At 54.3% G+C, this 17,542-nt stretch carries 14 protein-coding genes and 1 pseudogene; 6 read left to right on the top strand and 9 right to left on the bottom strand.

Annotated elements, in window-relative coordinates; translation table 11 throughout:
• Window positions 1-50 precede the first annotated feature (50 nt).
• On the bottom strand, window positions 51-1,460 hold the full coding sequence (glnA, locus tag PSSD_RS12660) for a glutamate--ammonia ligase (RefSeq protein WP_007885243.1): 1,410 nt from the start codon (window positions 1,458-1,460) through the stop codon (window positions 51-53).
• A 439-nt stretch (window positions 1,461-1,899) separates the two neighbouring features.
• Between glnA and typA the strand changes: the two genes are divergently transcribed.
• The 5 genes from typA to fabY all read left to right on the top strand — a co-directional run bounded on the left by typA (window position 1,900) and on the right by fabY (window position 6,815).
• Window positions 1,900-3,720 carry a ribosome-dependent GTPase TypA gene (gene typA / locus PSSD_RS12655; protein WP_039328069.1) on the top strand — a complete coding sequence of 607 codons (1,821 nt, stop codon included), beginning with the start codon at window positions 1,900-1,902 and terminating at the stop codon, window positions 3,718-3,720.
• 184 nt (window positions 3,721-3,904) lie between these two features.
• Window positions 3,905-4,501 (top strand): glucose-1-phosphatase, encoded by a 597-nt coding sequence (gene yihX, locus PSSD_RS12650; protein WP_039328071.1) that lies wholly within the window; start codon window positions 3,905-3,907, stop codon window positions 4,499-4,501.
• 3 nt (window positions 4,502-4,504) lie between these two features.
• Window positions 4,505-5,374, top strand: a complete 870-nt coding sequence (locus PSSD_RS12645) for a virulence factor BrkB family protein (protein WP_418903624.1) — start codon at window positions 4,505-4,507, stop codon at window positions 5,372-5,374.
• Window positions 5,371-5,808 carry a D-aminoacyl-tRNA deacylase gene (dtd, locus tag PSSD_RS12640; protein WP_058972464.1) on the top strand — a complete coding sequence of 146 codons (438 nt, stop codon included), beginning with the start codon at window positions 5,371-5,373 and terminating at the stop codon, window positions 5,806-5,808. The genes PSSD_RS12645 and dtd overlap by 4 nt, the downstream gene beginning before the upstream one ends.
• Before the next feature lie 59 nt (window positions 5,809-5,867).
• Entirely contained in the window at window positions 5,868-6,815 is a 948-nt protein-coding gene (fabY, locus tag PSSD_RS12635) for a fatty acid biosynthesis protein FabY (RefSeq protein WP_039328080.1), read from the top strand.
• A gap of 103 nt (window positions 6,816-6,918) precedes the next feature.
• On the opposite strand, the gene PSSD_RS12630 is transcribed toward fabY, so the two are convergent.
• The 3 genes from PSSD_RS12630 to PSSD_RS12620 all read right to left on the bottom strand — a co-directional run bounded on the left by PSSD_RS12630 (window position 6,919) and on the right by PSSD_RS12620 (window position 11,121).
• Window positions 6,919-8,598, bottom strand: coding sequence for an AsmA family protein (locus PSSD_RS12630; protein ID WP_058972470.1), 1,680 nt, complete (start codon window positions 8,596-8,598; stop codon window positions 6,919-6,921).
• Window positions 8,599-8,716: 118 nt separating this feature from the next.
• A complete protein-coding gene (locus tag PSSD_RS12625) occupies window positions 8,717-10,093 on the bottom strand; it encodes a nucleobase:cation symporter-2 family protein (RefSeq protein ID WP_058972463.1) in 1,377 nt (458 codons plus the stop codon).
• Between the two features lie 92 nt (window positions 10,094-10,185).
• A complete protein-coding gene (locus PSSD_RS12620; protein WP_039328085.1) occupies window positions 10,186-11,121 on the bottom strand; it encodes a quinone oxidoreductase family protein in 936 nt (311 codons plus the stop codon).
• Between the two features lie 62 nt (window positions 11,122-11,183).
• Between PSSD_RS12620 and PSSD_RS12615 the strand changes: the two genes are divergently transcribed.
• Window positions 11,184-11,660, top strand: coding sequence for a MarR family winged helix-turn-helix transcriptional regulator (locus PSSD_RS12615; RefSeq protein ID WP_039328088.1), 477 nt, complete (start codon window positions 11,184-11,186; stop codon window positions 11,658-11,660).
• 14 nt (window positions 11,661-11,674) lie between these two features.
• Here PSSD_RS12615 and recG read toward each other — a convergent pair whose 3' ends face one another.
• The 5 genes and pseudogenes from recG to gmk all read right to left on the bottom strand — a co-directional run bounded on the left by recG (window position 11,675) and on the right by gmk (window position 17,534).
• Window positions 11,675-13,753, bottom strand: coding sequence for an ATP-dependent DNA helicase RecG (gene recG / locus PSSD_RS12610; RefSeq protein ID WP_058972462.1), 2,079 nt, complete (start codon window positions 13,751-13,753; stop codon window positions 11,675-11,677).
• Window positions 13,750-14,445, bottom strand: a complete 696-nt coding sequence (trmH, locus tag PSSD_RS12605) for a tRNA (guanosine(18)-2'-O)-methyltransferase TrmH (protein ID WP_058972461.1) — start codon at window positions 14,443-14,445, stop codon at window positions 13,750-13,752. The genes recG and trmH overlap by 4 nt, the downstream gene beginning before the upstream one ends.
• A gap of 2 nt (window positions 14,446-14,447) precedes the next feature.
• Entirely contained in the window at window positions 14,448-16,556 is a 2,109-nt protein-coding gene (gene spoT, locus PSSD_RS12600) for a bifunctional GTP diphosphokinase/guanosine-3',5'-bis pyrophosphate 3'-pyrophosphohydrolase (RefSeq protein ID WP_039328100.1), read from the bottom strand.
• Window positions 16,557-16,576: 20 nt separating this feature from the next.
• On the bottom strand, window positions 16,577-16,852 hold the full coding sequence (gene rpoZ / locus PSSD_RS12595; protein ID WP_034823855.1) for a DNA-directed RNA polymerase subunit omega: 276 nt from the start codon (window positions 16,850-16,852) through the stop codon (window positions 16,577-16,579).
• A gap of 57 nt (window positions 16,853-16,909) precedes the next feature.
• A pseudogene (gmk, locus tag PSSD_RS12590) lies at window positions 16,910-17,534 on the bottom strand (guanylate kinase).
• Window positions 17,535-17,542: the final 8 nt, after the last annotated feature.

The raw sequence follows: 17,542 nt of genomic DNA, 5'->3' as shown, positions 1-17,542 counted from the left end.
AGACTCTGTGCGCCGCCAAAAAAGCGGCGCATGAAGCCGAATTTTTTAAATTAAACGCTGTAGTACAGTTCGAACTCAACTGGGTGCGGAGTCATGCGCACACGGTCAACTTCTGGCTTACGCAGTTCAATGTACGCATCGATAGCGTCATCAGTGAACACGCCGCCACGGGTCAGGAACTCGCGGTCTTCGTTCAGTGCGTTCAGTGCTTCTTCCAGAGAACCTGCAACTTTTGGAATCTCAGCTTCTTCTTCCGGAGGCAGGTCATACAGGTTTTTGTCCATGGCATCGCCAGGGTGGATCTTGTTGATAACACCATCAAGACCCGCCATCAGCAGTGCAGTGAACGCCAAGTATGGGTTAGCCGCTGGATCCGGGAAGCGCGCTTCGATACGACGAGCTTTCGGGCTTGCAACCACTGGAATACGGATAGAAGCAGAACGGTTACGGGCAGAGTAAGCCAGCATAACAGGTGCTTCGTAGCCTGGGACCAGACGCTTGTATGAGTTAGTGGTTGGGTTCGCCAGGGCGTTGATCGCTTTAGCGTGCTTGATGATACCGCCGATGTAGAACAGAGCAGTTTCAGACAGGCCGCCGTACTTGTCGCCAGAGAACAGGTTCACGCCGCCTTTTGACAGGGACATGTGGCAGTGCATACCAGAACCGTTATCGCCGAACATTGGCTTAGGCATGAAGGTTGCAGTTTTGCCGTACGCGTGAGCAACGTTGTGCACCACGTATTTGTAGATCTGAATTTCGTCAGCTTTTTTGGTCATGGTGTTGAAGCGGGTTGCCACTTCGTTCTGACCAGCAGTTGCCACTTCGTGGTGGTGAGCTTCAACCACCAGACCCATCTGCTCCATGGTCAGACACATAGCAGAACGGATGTCCTGAGCTGAGTCGACTGGTGGAACTGGGAAGTAACCGCCTTTCAGACCTGGACGGTGACCTTTGTTACCGCCTTCGTATTCTTTACCGGTGTTCCATGCTGCTTCGATATCGTCGATAGCAACGTGTGAACCTGAGGTAGATGAACCGAAACGAATGTCATCGAACAGGAAGAACTCTGGCTCTGGTCCAAACAGCACGGTATCCGCGATGCCTGAAGAACGCAGGAACTCTTCTGCACGCTTAGCAATGGAGCGTGGGTCACGGTCGTAGCCCTGCAGTGTGCCTGGCTCGAGGATGTCGCAACGAATGATCAGGGTAGAGTCTTCGAAGAACGGATCCATCACCGCAGTGGTCGCATCCGGCATCAGCACCATGTCTGATTCGTTAATGCCTTTCCAGCCGCCGATGGATGAGCCATCGAACATTTTGCCTTCTTCGAAGAAGTCAGCGTTAACCTGGTGCGCAGGGATAGTAACGTGCTGTTCTTTACCTTTGGTATCGGTAAAACGCAGGTCAACAAACTTAACTTCGTGTTCGTTCATCATCGAGAGAACGTGTTCAGCGGACATACTCAACTCTCCTGGAAATGGTCATTATCGTCATGGTGAGAGAACTTCGTTGCCTGGAATGTGTCACGACTTCTGACCATTACCTAACCAAGATCTCGGCAAGCTCTTTCAACCGTTTTATAACTGTCGTTTTCGCTTAAAAGATATAAAGCGAATTCTGTGCCAACTTTATTACAATGGTGAAAATGGCGCTGTGGCGCGCTCTTTGGTGAGTCGACCACTGCACCAGTATGGATGATACGCACTAATTTGGTGCTCCATGGATGAAATTGCGCCCCAAAAAGGTGCAAAACACCATCACAGTGCAGATTAATGCACCGTTATTGGTGCTAAAAAACAGCACTATGAGAAACTTTAAGTGAATACTGTGATCATGTTCAGTCTTTCGCTTAATCCGTGTACAATACCGCGTTATTTCTATAATGCCTGAGGCAAAGCTGTGATCGAAAATTTGCGTAACATCGCCATTATCGCGCACGTTGACCATGGTAAGACCACCCTGGTTGACAAACTCTTACAACAGTCCGGTACTTTTGATGCCCGTACCGAAGCGACTGAGCGCGTAATGGACTCCAACGATTTGGAGAAAGAGCGTGGGATTACCATCCTCGCAAAAAACACCGCCATCAAATGGAACGACTACCGTATCAACATCGTTGATACCCCAGGACACGCCGACTTCGGTGGTGAAGTGGAGCGCGTTATGTCCATGGTGGATTCGGTGCTGCTGGTTGTAGATGCGATGGATGGCCCTATGCCGCAAACCCGCTTCGTAACCAAAAAAGCCTTTGCTCATGGTTTGAAGCCGATCGTAGTCATCAACAAAGTTGACCGTCCTGGCGCGCGTCCAGATTGGGTTGTTGATCAGGTCTTCGACCTGTTCGTTAACCTCGATGCGACCGACGAGCAGCTGGACTTCCCTATCATTTATGCTTCAGCGCTGAATGGTATTGCAGGTCTGGACCACAACGACATGGCTGACGACATGACCCCGCTGTACCAGGCGATTGTGGATCGTGTTTCTCCGCCACAGGTTGAAGTTGAAGCACCACTGCAGATGCAGATCTCGCAGCTGGACTACAACAACTACCTGGGTGTTATCGGCATTGGCCGCATCAAGCGCGGTAAAATCAAGCCGAACCAGCAAGTCACTATCATTGATAGCGAAGGCAAAACCCGTAACGGTAAAGTCGGTAAAGTACTGGGCCACCTGGGTCTGGAACGTATCGAAAGCGCCGAAGCTGAAGCTGGCGATATCATCGCGGTAACCGGTCTGGGCGAGCTGAACATCTCTGACACCATCTGTGATACGCAGAAGGTTGAAGCGTTGCCAGCACTGAGCGTCGATGAACCAACCGTAACCATGTTCTTTAACGTCAACACCTCACCTTTCTGCGGTAAAGAAGGTAAGTACGTGACTTCGCGCCAGATCCTGGAGCGTCTGAACAAAGAGCTGGTGCACAACGTGGCACTGCGCGTTGAAGAAACCGAAGATTCAGATGCGTTCCGCGTTTCTGGTCGTGGTGAGCTGCACTTGTCTGTTCTGATCGAGAACATGCGTCGTGAAGGTTTCGAGCTGGCGGTATCCCGTCCGAAAGTTATCTTCCGTGAATTCGAAGGCCGTAAGCAAGAGCCATTCGAAAACGTGACCCTCGACATCGAAGAAACCCACCAGGGTTCTGTGATGCAAGCGATGGGTGAGCGTAAAGGCGACCTGAAAAACATGGATCCAGATGGTAAGGGCCGTGTACGTCTTGACTACATGATCCCAAGCCGTGGTCTGATTGGCTTCCGTAACGAATTCATGACCATGACTTCAGGTACCGGTCTGCTGTACTCCACCTTCAGCCACTACGACGATGTGCGTCCGGGTGAAGTGGGCCAGCGTCAGAACGGCGTGCTGATCTCTAACGGCCAGGGTAAAGCGGTAGCGTTCGCCCTGTTCAGCCTGCAGGATCGCGGTAAGCTGTTCCTGGGTCACGGTGCGGAAGTGTATGAAGGCCAGATCATCGGTATTCACAGCCGTTCAAACGACCTGACAGTTAACTGCCTGACCGGTAAGAAACTGACCAACATGCGTGCATCAGGTACTGATGAAGCCACCACTCTGGTTCCACCGCAGAAAATGACGCTGGAGCAGGCTATCGAGTTCATCGATGATGACGAACTGGTAGAAGTAACTCCGCAGTCAGTCCGTATTCGTAAACGTCACCTGACCGAGAACGACCGTAAGCGTGCGTCTCGCGGCGGTAAAGACTAAGCGAAACAGTCTGATATTTAAGCCCCGCATTGCGGGGCTTTTTTATGTCTGCAACCCGCTGAAACGCTCGCTTTCTGAACTTTGCACCGGCTTCCAAATCGCGGATTTCCTCCTCATCGTACCTGTTCAGCTTCTCGTTTTACCGCTAGAGTGAATGATCCAGGGAACATAGAGGAGAGGCGTCATGCTGTACATTTTTGATTTAGGCAATGTGATTGTTGATATCGATTTTAACCGTGTGCTCGGCGTCTGGAGTGACCTGGGACGTGTGCCGCTGGCGACGCTGCAAAGTCGCTTCCGTATGGATGAAGCGTTTGAAAAACACGAACGGGGTGAAATCAGCGATCCTGAATTTGCGGCACGCATCTGTGACCAACTGGACATTGCACTGAGCTATCCGCAATTCACTGCAGGCTGGCAGGCAGTGTTTGTCGGTGTTCGCCCGGAAACACTGGCGATCATGAACAGACTGCGCGCCAACGGCGAGCGCGTGGTGATCCTGTCGAATACCAATCAGCTGCACTTTGAATTCTGGCCAACGCAATATCCGGAAGTGCAACAGGCTGCCGACCACGTCTATATGTCGCAGGACATGGGGATGCGTAAGCCTGAGGCACGTATCTATCAAACTGTGCTGGAACATGAAGGTTACACGGCCGACCAGGCGGTGTTCTTCGATGATAACCAGGCAAATATTGATGCCGCGCGTGCGCTGGGTATTGAGAGCGTGCTGGTAGAAGATGACAAAACCGTACCAGCCTGGTTTGCGAGCCGTCTCTGAGTGGTGACGCGTAACCATCTGCGCCATTCGGCGCACGCGTTTTTTCTCTGGGTCAAACTGCTGTGGCGACGCGTAGATGAAGACAACATGACGACGCAGGCCGGAAATCTGGCCTACGTCTCATTACTGGCTTTAGTGCCGCTTATCGCCGTGGTGTTTGCCCTGTTTGCCGCCTTTCCGATGTTCAGAGACATCAGCGTCCAACTTAAACACTTCGTTTTCAGCAATTTCATGCCGGCAGCGGGTGACGTCATCCAGCGTTATCTCGATCAGTTTGTCGCAAATGTGAATAAGATGACGGCAGTGGGTACCGTGGGGTTGATCGTCACGGCCCTGCTGCTGATGCATTCCGTAGACAGCGCACTCAATACCATTTGGCGCAGTGATAAACAGCGCCCCTTGGTCTATTCCTTTGCGGTGTACTGGATGATCCTGACGCTAGGCCCGTTACTGGCAGGAGCGAGTCTGGCCATCAGCTCTTATTTGTTGTCCCTGCGCTGGATTGATGTGACCGGCGTGAACAGCCTGATTGATCAGATCTTGCGTGTGTTTCCTTTATTGCTGGCCATCCTCGCTTTTTGGCTGCTGTACAGCATTGTTCCCACCCGGCGCGTGCCTGCCCGTGATGCATTGATCGGGGCGATTGTTGCGGGGCTGCTGTTTGAGTTGGGTAAAAAAGGCTTTGCGCTCTATGTTACGATGTTCCCTTCGTATCAATTAATTTACGGCGTACTGGCCGTCATCCCAATACTCTTTCTGTGGGTTTACTGGACCTGGTGTATTGTGTTGTTAGGTGCGGAAATAACCGTCACATTGGACGACTATCGCCAGCTGAAAAAGCAGGAACGCGAAAAAGAACGAGAGGATACATGATTGCTTTGATTCAGCGCGTCACTCGCGCGAGCGTCAGCGTCGAGGGCGCGACGGTGGGCGAAATTGGTGCGGGTTTGCTGGTGTTATTAGGTGTTGAGAAGGGCGACGACGAACAAAAGGCACAGCGTTTATCTGAGCGTGTGCTGGGTTATCGCATCTTTGGTGATGAGAACGACAAAATGAACCTTAACGTACAGCAGGCCGGTGGCAGCGTGCTGGTGGTTTCCCAATTCACCCTTGCCGCCGATACCAACAAAGGCATGCGCCCCTCTTTTTCAGGTGGCGCTGAACCGGCGGAAGCCGAGCGCCTCTATCACTATTTCAGCGACTGTTGCCGGGAACAGGGTGTGTCCACGGCGAACGGTCGTTTTGCTGCCAACATGCAGGTTTCACTGGTTAACGATGGTCCAGTCACCTTCTGGTTGCAGGTGTGAGGTTTTCAGCCGAGCGGCCAGGGATCAGCCACGCAAGCTCCGAACGAGAGAATCACTTTATGTATCATCTTCGTGTGCCGCAAACAGCGGAAGAGCTGGATGTTTATTATCAGTTCCGCTGGGAAATGTTACGTAAACCGCTGCGTCAGCCGCAGGGCTCCGAACGTGATGCCTGGGATGCGCTGGCCCACCATCAGATGGTGGTGGACGAACAGGGCAATCCGGTTGCCGTCGGACGTCTTTATATCAACGCCGAAAACGAAGCGGCGATCCGCTTTTTAGCCGTGCATCCCTCGGTGCAAGGGAAAGGTTTAGGCACGCTGGTGGCGATGACGCTGGAATCCGTTGCGCGTCAGGAAGGGGCGAAACGCGTCACCTGTAGCGCACGTGAAGATGCCGTCGAGTTCTTTGCGAAGCTGGGCTTCGTCAACCAGGGTGAAATCACCGCGCCTCAAACCACACCGGTGCGTCACTTCCTGATGATTAAACCGGTGGTCACGCTGGATGACATACTGCATCGCGCCGATTGGTGTGGGCAATTACAGCAGGCCTGGTATGAACACATCCCATTGAGTGAAAAAATGGGGGTGCGCATTCTGCAATATACCGGGCAGAAGTTTGTCACCACCATGCCCGAAACGGGCAACCAAAACCCTCACCACACGCTGTTCGCCGGTAGCCTGTTCTCGCTGGCCACACTCACAGGGTGGGGGCTTATCTGGCTGCTGCTGCGCGAGCGTCACCTTGGCGGCACCATCATCCTGGCGGATGCGCATATTCGTTACAGCAAGCCCATCAGCGGTCGTCCGGGCGCGATTGCCGATCTCGGCTCATTGAGCGGCGATCTCGATCGTCTGGCGCGTGGCCGTAAAGCGCGTGTGCAGATGGAAGTGGAACTGTTTGGTGATGATGAGTTAGGTGCGGTGTTTGAAGGGGTGTATATCGTGCTCCCCGCCGATGCGGATGGTGCGTTAGAAGAGGGCGGTTCCGGCGCACGGATCAATTAATACGTTGTGTGTTCTGTTGCGGCGCAATTTATTGCGCATCTGGCAGCAACATCGTTGCTCCAGGTACGCGCGATAAATCGCGCCGCTACGATTCTCTGCAAATTTACTGAACCTGCCCGCCTCGCATCGTCTGCTGCACCGATTGTGTATCAGTAGTCACGGACAAATTCCCTTCCACGCTCGGACGCAGCGGCGCATTAGCGCTCAGCGATCCCTTCAGTTGCAACAGCAGATTGCTGTTACCACTGAGCGGCAAGGCTGGCCAGCCCCAGTTTTGTAACACATTGGCGGGCACCGCCTGGCCCTTCAGATTCAGCGTTAATGCTCGCTGTGCATCCTGCCCGACGTTCGCGGTGCCTTCCAGCAAACCGCTGCCGTTAAAGGCACTCATTTCAGTGATCTGAACCTGTTGATCGTCAGCATTGAAAGTGATGGATGGATGGCGCAGATCGGTGCGGTTAAAGGTGGCTTCCGCCGCATTGAAACTCGCTTTGCCGCTCCAGACGCCCCACTGATGTTGGCGCGCCAGTAGAACGTTATCGGCACTGCCATCCAGCGCTGTCATCTGGAACGGGAAGGCGGGATTAATATCGATCACCAGATTGCGGTTTGCCGTCGCGTGTTTCAACAACACGCTGTCCAGCCAGGAGGGTAACGCCTGCTGCCAGCGATCGCGCCAGTTCTGTGGCAAGGTATATTCCAGCCCGGCAATCGCTAAGTCATCGAGCGTTAAACGCTTATCGCTGCGCGTCCAGGTGCCGTTAGCGCGGATCACCCCGTTTGCCCAGCGTGAACTGAACTGTGCCAACTCAATGCCTTGCGCCGAGAAATTGGCATTCACAATCGGATCGTTCAGCTCAAAGCCGCCGTTGATAAAGTTACCGGCGTTCATCGACAGTGAGCCGCCATCGCTCTGCCAGTCATCACCGCGTAGCGTGATGTTCTTCAGGGTCAAATCGAGATCGGTCACCGCCCAATCCGGGCCTTGCAGTCGTGCATCCGTCATATCCAGCCGATTAATGCTAACGGAAGGCACATCACGTAACGGATTGAGGAAATCGCTCAGGTTTTGATGGGTCTGCAAACGGATATCGTTGAGGCGTAGCTGATCAATCTGCCAGTTGCCCTGGGCATCGCGCTCAGCGTTGCCGGTCATCGAACCGCGCGCGAGGTCCGCGCCAATGTTGGTGAGTACTAAACGCCGCTGATTAACGCTGCCTTGCAGCAGCACATTGTTGCCGGGCACGCCATTCAACGTCATGACGCCAGCGCTCATCTGAAACTGAGCATCACTGCCCAGCATGTCTGTCGGCGTCGGTTTCCACGGCACAATCCCACCGTTTACACGCTGGGCCATCATCGGCAGCGTGCTGTGTGGGCTATCAATGCGTACATTATTCAGCTGCAGGCGGTTAGCCTGGATCGGCAGCGTGGTATCCGGTGTTTGATTGGCAAGGTTGATTTCGCCATCGCGTACTTCAATGCTGTCAAAATGCAGCCAGTCGCTGAATTGCACCAGCGCCAGACCCAGATCGACGCGCTTGGCAACCAGCACCGCCGGTTGGCCATCATGGCCGAAGCTGAAGTCATCGAGGATGATGTGTGAAGGCGAAGAGAAGTTGTGCTCAATTTTGCTCAGCGACAGGTGCCAGGCGGTTTTATCGCTTACCCAACGGCTAAACCAGCCTGCGCCCCACTGGGTCTGCAGCATGACATACAGGACCACCAGCCCAAGCAGAATCAGCAGCAGTAAGGTAAGGAAAAACTTGCCTAAAAATTTCATCGCATCCATCCCGATATTTATCCGGTAAGAAGTTGTTATGCCTGAATTACCGTTACAGCTCAACAGCCTGGATGTAAAAGCGGATAAATAACAGGCAGGCCGTAGCCTGCCGTACGGGTTACTTTTCTTGTGGAAAGACGAGGTTAAGTACGATTGCGGTGATACCACCCGCAGCGATACCCGATGACAGCAGGGTTTTCAGCCAGTCTGGCGCAAATTGCAGAATCAGCGGTTGCTGGGAAACCCCCAGGCCCACAGCCAGTGAAAGCGCGATGATCATGATGGCGCGGCGGTTCAGTGGCTCACGCGAAACAATACGCACACCGGAAGCCGCGATAGTGCCAAACATCACAATGGTGGCACCGCCGAGTACCGGTTCTGGAATATGCTGAACAAAGCCGCTGACTGCCGGGAACAAGCCAAGCACAATCAGCATCAACGCCACCACAAAACCCACGTAGCGGCTGGCAACACCGGTCAACTGGATCACCCCGTTGTTCTGACCAAAGCAGGAGTTCGGAAACGTATTGAACAATGCGGAAACAAAAGAGTTCAGGCCGTTGGCCAGCACGCCGCCTTTCAGGCGCTTCATGTATACCGGACCACTCACCGGTTGCTCTGAAACATCGGAGGTGGCGGTGATATCGCCAATGGTTTCCAGCGAGGTCACCATAAACACCAACATCAGAGGAATCAGCAGATTCCAGTCAAAACCCAGACCGTAATAGAGCGGGGTGGGTACGGCGACCAGCGCTTGGTTGGTGGGGGCGGTGATGGTGGGCAACATATCCAGCGCCCAGGCCAGTGCATAACCCACCGCCATAGCAATCACCAGAGATGCAACGCGCAGATAGGGATTGCGCTGGCGGTTAAGCAAAATAATCACCACCAAGACGGCACCGGCCAGCAGCAGGTTTTTTGGCGCGCCAAAAGTATGATCGCTCATGGCCGCGAAGCCACCGCCAATCGAGGTCAGGCCAACCTGAATCAGTGACAGGCCGATAATCATCACCACGATGCCCGACACCAGTGGTGTAATAATACGGCGCGCCAGGTGCAACACGCGTGACAGCACCATCTCGGTACAGGATGCCACCATCAAAGTGCCAAACAGTGCTGCCATCATGGTGGGCACATCCGCACCGCCATTCTTCAGCGCCATCCCGCCCATAATCAACGGGGTGACAAAGTTAAAGCTGGTGCCCTGAATCGACAGCAGGCCGGAACCCACCGGTCCCCAGGTTTTGATTTGCAGAATCGATGCCACGCCGGAAGCAAAGAGTGACATGCTGATAATGTGCTGGGTATCCTGCGCCGGTAAACCCAGCGCCTGGCAGATCAGCAGTGCGGGCGTAATCACCGCGACAAACATCGCCAACAGATGCTGGCAGGCCGCAAACAGTGTTTGAGGCAAGGGCGGACGGTCTTCGAGGCGGTAAATCAGTTCACTTTTAGGCGTGGCTGGCTGGTGAGATTCAGCGGTATTGACGGACATGGTGGACGTTCTCAATAACAACAAAGGGGCGATTTTAAACGGTTGCGTTGTGAAAGCAATCGTTTGCAATGCCCCTTTGCCGTTGTATTGATTTAAAGCGTAAACACCGTGCGGCTGCGGCTATCATCTTCCTGCCATGCCTGCGCCACTTCACTTAGCGGGCGCATGTTAAAGGCAATGGAAAAATCGCTTTCTGCCGCTGCGTTGAGCATTTCACTGATACAGGCGATGAGTTCAGCATCAGAGACGCTACCCAAACCGCTACCCATCAGAGTCAGGCCAGAAGAGCGTAATAATTTGCTGTGAAGCGAGATTTCCTGACCGCTCAGCGAACCAATCTGGACGAAGCGCACCACTTTTTCACCCCCTGCCACCGCGGCTTGCATGATGTCGAGTGCACTCGGGCCCCACAGATAATCCAGCACCACATCAATGCCTTCCTTCATCAGGGCAGGAAGTGAGCCAGGCAGCTCATCCAGCGTCAGTGTGATATCGGCACCCTGCGTACGCAACTGGTCAAGCACTTCACGGTTGCGCCCGGTGGCGATAATTTTTCCAGCGCCGAGATGGCGGGCGATGCGTACAGCCAATCCACCCGAAGTGCCGGTGGCGCCATTAATCAACACCGTTTCCCCTGGCTGTAACTGAGCACGTCGCGTCAGCGCAGCCCATGATGACATGCCGGGATTGGCGATGGCCGCTGCCAGTACCGGATCCAGCGTGGCGGGCAATGGAACGATGGCGGCAGCAGGCACTAAAGTTCTTTCCGCCATGCTGCCCCAGGGCGCATTAAAGGCGAGGAAGTAGACCGGGTCGCCGTTACTCAATGTGCCCGTGCCATCAATGCCGGCAATAAAGGGATAGTGTGAACCTGCGCTGTAGTGCTTACCCGCCGCACGTGCTTTTGCTAGCTGGCTGATGGCCGAGGCTTTAACTGACACGACAACCTGTTCTGCGTCAGCCTGTGGCTCCGGAAAATCACCGTATATCGGCAGGATACCCGCCGCAGAAACGATCGCTGCTTTCATGTTTTCACCTTAAATTAATATGTGTAATATGCACACATTAGTTCTGCCTCGGGATAACGTCAATGAAAAGTGTGCAAAATACACATAATAGTGCGGAGTTTGATGATCTGCATAACGCGCTGCTGATGATTGTGGGTACGTTCAACCGACCTCAGCGTGATGAGTTGCTGATTAAAGAGTCCAATATTCAACTCGACCGCGCGCTGTTTCCACTGCTGATACAGATTGGCCGTTTCGGTCCTATTGGTGTGGTCGAACTGGCGGAGCGCGCAGGGCGTGATTACACCACCGTAAGCCGTCAGGTGGCGAAGCTAGAGGAGCTAGGACTGGCGCAACGGCAAAAAAATGCCAAAGACAAACGGGTGAATGAAGCGGTCATTACCCCGGCAGGCAAGGCAATGACCGATAAAATCGATACTGCACGCGCGCAGATTTATCAGAATTTGTTTGCCAGTTGGCCGCATGATGAACGCGCCGAACTGGCGCGTCTGTTGCAGAAGTTTGTCGGTGATTTTATGGCGATCGATCGCAACCCGTAAGACCGCGTCAGCATTTATGCGTTGCTGTAACGCTCGGTCTCCGGCAACCAGCGCTCAATGAGTGCTTGAGCCTGCTCGGGGTAATGCTGGTGGATATGGCGAGCCACACGCTGAACTTCGGGGATCATGCCCTGATCGCGCAACAGATCAGCGACTTTAAACTCTGCGTTCCCGGTCTGACGCGTGCCCAGCAGTTCACCCGGGCCGCGAATCTCAAGGTCATGTTGCGCAATCACGAAGCCATCATTGCTGTCGCGCAGCACCTGCAAACGCTTTTGTGCCGTTTTGCTCAGCGGCGCTTTATACAGCAGCACGCAATGCGAGGCCACCGCACCACGTCCGACACGTCCGCGTAGCTGATGCAGCTGCGCCAGGCCCAGTCGCTCTGGGTTTTCGATGATCATCAGGCTGGCGTTGGGAACATCTACACCGACTTCGATCACCGTGGTGGCCACCAGCAGTTGGATGTCGTTGGCTTTGAAAGCGGCCATCACGGCCTGCTTCTCAGCGGGTTTCATGCGCCCGTGCACCAGCCCAACCTGCAAACCAGGCAGGGCGGCTTTTAGCTCTTCCCACGTCGCTTCGGCCGCTTGCGCTTCCAGGACGTCTGACTCTTCGATTAATGTACAGACCCAGTAAGCCTGACGACCTTCGTGACACGCATTTTTGACACGCTCAATAATATCGCCACGGCGGCTATCGGGAATCGCCACCGTTGTGACCGGCGTACGACCAGGGGGCAATTCGTCGATGGTTGAGGTATCCAGATCGGCATAAGCGGTCATCGCTAGCGTGCGGGGAATCGGGGTTGCGGTCATGATCAGCTGATGCGGATGGAAACCTTGCTCTTCGCCTTTTTCCCACAGTGCCAGACGCTGGTGGACGCCAAAGCGGTGCTGTTCATCAATGATCACCAGCGCCATGCCGTTAAATTTCACCTGCTCCTGGAATAGAGCATGGGTGCCAACCACCATCGCCACCTGACCACTGGCAATGGCTTCCTGCTGAGCTTCACGCGCTTTGCCTTTCTGTTTACCGGCCAGCCAGCCTACTTCAATGCCCAGCGGTGCAAACCACTGGCGGAAGTTGTTGGCATGCTGCTCGGCCAGCAGTTCGGTGGGCGCCATGAGCGCCACTTGCTTGCCATGCGCGATCACATTCAGCGCCGCCAGTGCGGCGACCAGGGTTTTCCCGGAGCCAACATCGCCCTGTACCAGGCGCATCATCGGGAAGTCATTGGCCAAATCGCGCTCTATCTCCTCAACCACCCGCTTCTGTGCGCCCGTCGGTGAGAAGGGCAGCGCAGCCAGCAATTGATCAACCAGATGATGTCTGGCGGGCATTGGCAATGCGTGATGGCGCTGCGCACCGGCGCGTACGGCCAGCATGCTGAGATTGTGCGCCAGTAGCTCTTCGAGAATTAAGCGTTTCTGGGCCGGATGGCGGCCGGTTTCCAGCTCGCTGAGCGGTAAATCAGGTGGGGGGCGATGCAGTGTGCGCAGCGCATCTGGCAAACTCATCAAGCCGCCACTCAGTTCCGACGGCAACAGTTCGGCAATCGGGCAGGTTTCCAGCAACGTCAGTGCCTGATCGGTCAGATTGCGCAGTGTTGCCTGGCGAATCCCTTCAGTAGTGGGATAGACCGGCGTCAGCGTCTCTTGCAGCTCTACACCGCCTTGTTCGCCCTGCACGCGATACTCGGGATGAATGATCTCTGCGCCGCGTTGGCCGCGTTTGATTTCACCATACGCGGTGACGCGACGGCCAGGAGCGAGGCTGTTTTTCATTCCGGCATTGAAGTTGAAGAAGCGCATGGTCAGCACGCCGCTGCCATCGCTGATCTGGCACACCAGCATACGGCGACGGCCAAAGGTGATGTCGCTGTGCAGCACTTCGCCTTCCACCGTGGCCCAAACGCCCGGTAGCAGGTCATTAATTTTGTAGAGTTGGGTGCGATCTTCGTAGCGCAGCGGCAGATGCAGCAGCAAATCCTGAATGGTAAACAGACTGAGTTTAGCCAGTTTACCCGCCTGACTGGCGCCGACGCCGGTCAGGGTACTGAGCGGGATGGCATCCAGCAGACGGCCTTTCATTTTTTACCCGTCGCTTGCATGGTGGCCCACCAACTGGCATCGGCTTCCACCTCGCCCTGGGCGTTAATGTGCGGATACGGCAGGCCTTTCTGCTTCGCAACGCGTGCCAGCACCGGATAGCCGCCTTCAAACAGCAAACGCTGCTGTTCGTCTTCATCCAGCAGGCTGTATTGACGCTGGTACATACCGGCATTTTGTCGCTGGCGTTGGGCTTCATACAGGATGAGCGCAGAGGCGACGGACACATTCAGTGATTGCACCATGCCAACCATAGGAACAATGATGTCTTGGTCGGCAAGCGCCAGCGCTTCAGCGGTAATCCCGGTTTTTTCCTGGCCCATCAGAATGCAGGTCGGCTTGGTGTAATCGACTTCGCGAAAATCCACGGCATTTGCCGACAGATTGGTCGCCAGCACTTGCATGCCCTGACCTTTCAGATGACGAACCGCTTCAGCGATGTGGCGATGAGTCTGGACTTTTACCCAGCTATTGCTGCCCGCAGAGGCTGACACCATAGTGCGCATACGTACGCTGGGCCATACGGCGTGAACTTCATGGATGCCAACAGCATCGGCGGTACGAATCACCGCTGAGACGTTATGTGGCTTATGGACCTGTTCCATGCAGACCGTGAGATCGTGCTGGCGCATGGCCAGCATCTCCTGGATACGAGCAAAGCGTTGAGCGTTCATGCCTAATTACGGTTTCGGTGAACTTTAATCACATCCGGCATCACGCGAATCTTGCGCATAATGTTGGCCAGATGGACGCGATCGTTGGCAGTGAGGCGGATAAAGGCGCTGTAAACACGGCCATCACGTTCTTCAGTGCTCAGACTTTGAATGTTGGAACTTGCGGTATTGATCGCTGCCGTCAGGTTAGCCAGCGCGCCCTGATGGTTAAACATGTCGACTTTGATTTCCGCGACAAATTCCTGATCGATATCCTTGTCCCACTCAACCGGCATGAACTTCTCTGGCTCTTTCTGATAGCCACGAATGTTGCGGCAGGATTCGTGGTGCACCACCAGACCTTTGCCGGGACTGACGTGAGCCACAATCGGATCGCCTGGAATCGGGCGGCAGCATTTAGCAAAGGTGATCAGTACACCATCTGCGCCTTTAATCGGCAGCTTTTTACGTTTGCTGTCTCTTGGCGCTTCTTCACTGCCGGATTGCAGCAGGTTTTTCGCCACCACCACGCTCATGGCATTGCCCAGCCCGATTTCCGCCAGCAGATCTTCAATACCCGCCAGCTTCATACGTTCCAGTTCGTGCTGAATATTTTCTGCCGGAATCTCGGCCAGCTTCTTACTGCCACCTAAGGCGTGACTTAACAGGCGTCGACCCAGGTTGACGGAGTCTTCACGTTTAAGGTTCTTCAACAGCTGACGAATCTTCGAACGCGCTCTGGAACTGACAACAAAGTTGAGCCATGCCGCATTCGGACGGGCGCCCGGCGCGGTGATAATTTCTATGGTTTGGCCGCTGGTCAGCGATTGTGACAGCGGATAAGGCTGGCGATCGACGCGTGCGCCAACGCAGGCGTGACCAATATCGGTATGCACGGCATAGGCGAAATCCACCGGGGTGGCGCCCGCAGGCAGCTCGACAATGCGGCCTTCTGGCGTGAAGACGTAGATTTCATCCGGGAAGAGATCGGACTTCACGCTTTCGATAAATTCAAACGAACTACCGGCGCTCTGTTGCAGCTCCAGCAGGCTTTGCAGCCAGCGCTGAGCGCGGATCTGCGCGGTCGTGCCGTTTTCACCGGCTTCTTTATAAGCCCAGTGTGCCGCTACCCCCATCTCTGCCATCTGATCCATATCTTCGGTACGGATCTGCACTTCGACCGGCACGCCATGCGGGCCAATCATTGAGGTATGCAGGGATTGATAGCCGTTGGCCTTGGGAATAGCGATGTAATCTTTCACGCGTCCTGGACGCGGTTTGTACAGACTGTGCATCTGGCCGAGCACGCGATAACAGGTATCTAAATCTTTCACGATCACGCGGAAAGCATAGATATCCATGATGGAGTGGAATCGCTGCTCTTTCAGATGCATTTTGCGGTAGATCGAATAGAGATGCTTCTCGCGGCCACTGACGCGGCAGGGAATACCGGCTTCCTGTAAGCGGCCATCGATTTCAGAAAGAATCTTCTGAATCATCTCTTTACGGTTACCGCGCGCCGCTTTCACCACCTCTTTAATCACCCGGAAACGATTGGGATAGAGGGCTTCAAAGCCCAGCTCTTCCAGTTCTGTTTTCAGGTGATGAATACCGAGGCGGTGCGCCAGAGGGCTGTAAATCTCCAGCGTTTCCAGTGCAATACGACGCTTCTTATCAGGTCGCAATGCACCTAAGGTGCGCATGTTGTGCGTGCGGTCAGCCAGTTTGATCAGAATGACGCGGATGTCTTGCACCATCGCCATGATCATTTTGCGGAAGTTTTCAGCCTGGGCTTCTTTCTTGTCGCGGAACTTCAGCTTATCGAGTTTCGATACGCCTTCCACCAGTTCAGCAACGCTTTTGCCAAACAGCTGTTCCATATCCTGGTAGGTGGCGGGTGTATCTTCGATCACGTCATGCAGCAGCGCCGCCATCAGCGTTTCATGGTCGAGTTTCATCTCGGCAAGAATGCAGGCAACGGCAACAGGATGGGTGATGTAAGGTTCACCGCTGGAGCGTGTTTGACCCTCGTGGGCATCACGCGCAACAAGATAAGCTTGCTTGAGGCGCTTTATTTGCTCCTCAGGCAAGTATTTTTCAATCAGTTGATTGAGGCTTTCAAACAGATACAAGGTTGACCTGCAGAGTGCTGTTAACGACGACCTTCAGCGATAGCGGTAACGGCTTGTAACTCAGCGGCTTCCTGCTCTTGCTGTTCCTGACGATCACGTACATCCAGAATCTGGGTGGTGATCAAGCCTTCTTCGATTTCGCGCAGGGCGATAACGGTGGCTTTATCGTTCTCTTCTGGAACCAGCGGATCTTTGCCGCCTACCTGCATCTGACGTGCACGACGTGCAGCGACCAACACCAGGTCAAAACGGTTACCAATTTTCTCTACTGCGTCCTGAACGGTTACGCGTGCCATAGGTGTGCTACTCCACAGATGATGAAGAAATGACTGGGCATAATACTGAAAGTGACTTCAGACTGCCAATAGTTTGCTGATTAAAGCATCATGTCGCGATTTTTGGCGACTCATACGCAGACGTTCTGCGCGAATAATGTGTTTCAGATCGGTCAGAGCCAAGTCGAAATCATCATTCACGATCAGATAATCGTATTCGGCATAGTGACTCATCTCCGCCACAGCTTGCGCCATGCGGCGGGCGATCACCTCTTCGCTGTCCTGACCACGGCCACGCAGGCGACGGTCCAGCTCTTCGGTCGACGGCGGCAAGACAAAAATGCTGCGTGCAGCCGGCATTTTTTTGACGAATTTGCTGCGCGCCTTGCCAGTCGATATCCAGAAATACATCAACACCGGTTGCCAGCACGCGTTCAATTGCCGCGCGCGAGGTGCCGTAGTAATTGCCGAACACTTCCGCGTGTTCGAGGAAGTCATCGGCGGCAATCATGGCCTCGAATTCGGGCTTTGAGATGAAGAAGTAGTGTTCACCATGTGCTTCACCGGGACGCACGCCGCGGGTGGTGTGAGAAATAGACACCTGCGTATCGTACAGCGGCTGTGTCTTTAACAGCGCCTGAATCAGGCTGGATTTACCCGCGCCGCTAGGGGCGGAAACAATATAAAGCGTGCCTTGAGCCATGGTTATCT

Origin of the sequence: Type-D symbiont of Plautia stali (genome assembly GCF_001485335.1) — a bacterium.
Taxonomy (GTDB): domain Bacteria; phylum Pseudomonadota; class Gammaproteobacteria; order Enterobacterales; family Enterobacteriaceae; genus Pantoea; species Pantoea vagans_C.
The sequence above is the reverse complement of the archived record's forward strand: the minus strand, read 5'-3'. Positions and strand labels throughout refer to the sequence as shown.

Bases quoted from the DNA above. Each gene is read 5' to 3' on its own strand.
- rpoZ (WP_034823855.1), bottom strand. From the start codon at position 16,852: ATGGCACGCGTAACCGTTCAGGACGCAGTAGAGAAAATTGGTAACCGT.
- PSSD_RS12625 (WP_058972463.1), bottom strand. From the start codon at position 10,093: ATGTCCGTCAATACCGCTGAATCTCACCAGCCAGCCACGCCTAAAAGT.
- PSSD_RS12630 (WP_058972470.1), bottom strand. From the start codon at position 8,598: ATGAAATTTTTAGGCAAGTTTTTCCTTACCTTACTGCTGCTGATTCTG.
- recG (WP_058972462.1), bottom strand. From the start codon at position 13,753: ATGAAAGGCCGTCTGCTGGATGCCATCCCGCTCAGTACCCTGACCGGC.
- fabY (WP_039328080.1), top strand. From the start codon at position 5,868: ATGTATCATCTTCGTGTGCCGCAAACAGCGGAAGAGCTGGATGTTTAT.
- yihX (WP_039328071.1), top strand. From the start codon at position 3,905: ATGCTGTACATTTTTGATTTAGGCAATGTGATTGTTGATATCGATTTT.
- PSSD_RS12620 (WP_039328085.1), bottom strand. From the start codon at position 11,121: ATGAAAGCAGCGATCGTTTCTGCGGCGGGTATCCTGCCGATATACGGT.
- dtd (WP_058972464.1), top strand. From the start codon at position 5,371: ATGATTGCTTTGATTCAGCGCGTCACTCGCGCGAGCGTCAGCGTCGAG.
- glnA (WP_007885243.1), bottom strand. From the start codon at position 1,460: ATGTCCGCTGAACACGTTCTCTCGATGATGAACGAACACGAAGTTAAG.
- PSSD_RS12615 (WP_039328088.1), top strand. From the start codon at position 11,184: ATGAAAAGTGTGCAAAATACACATAATAGTGCGGAGTTTGATGATCTG.
- trmH (WP_058972461.1), bottom strand. From the start codon at position 14,445: ATGAACGCTCAACGCTTTGCTCGTATCCAGGAGATGCTGGCCATGCGC.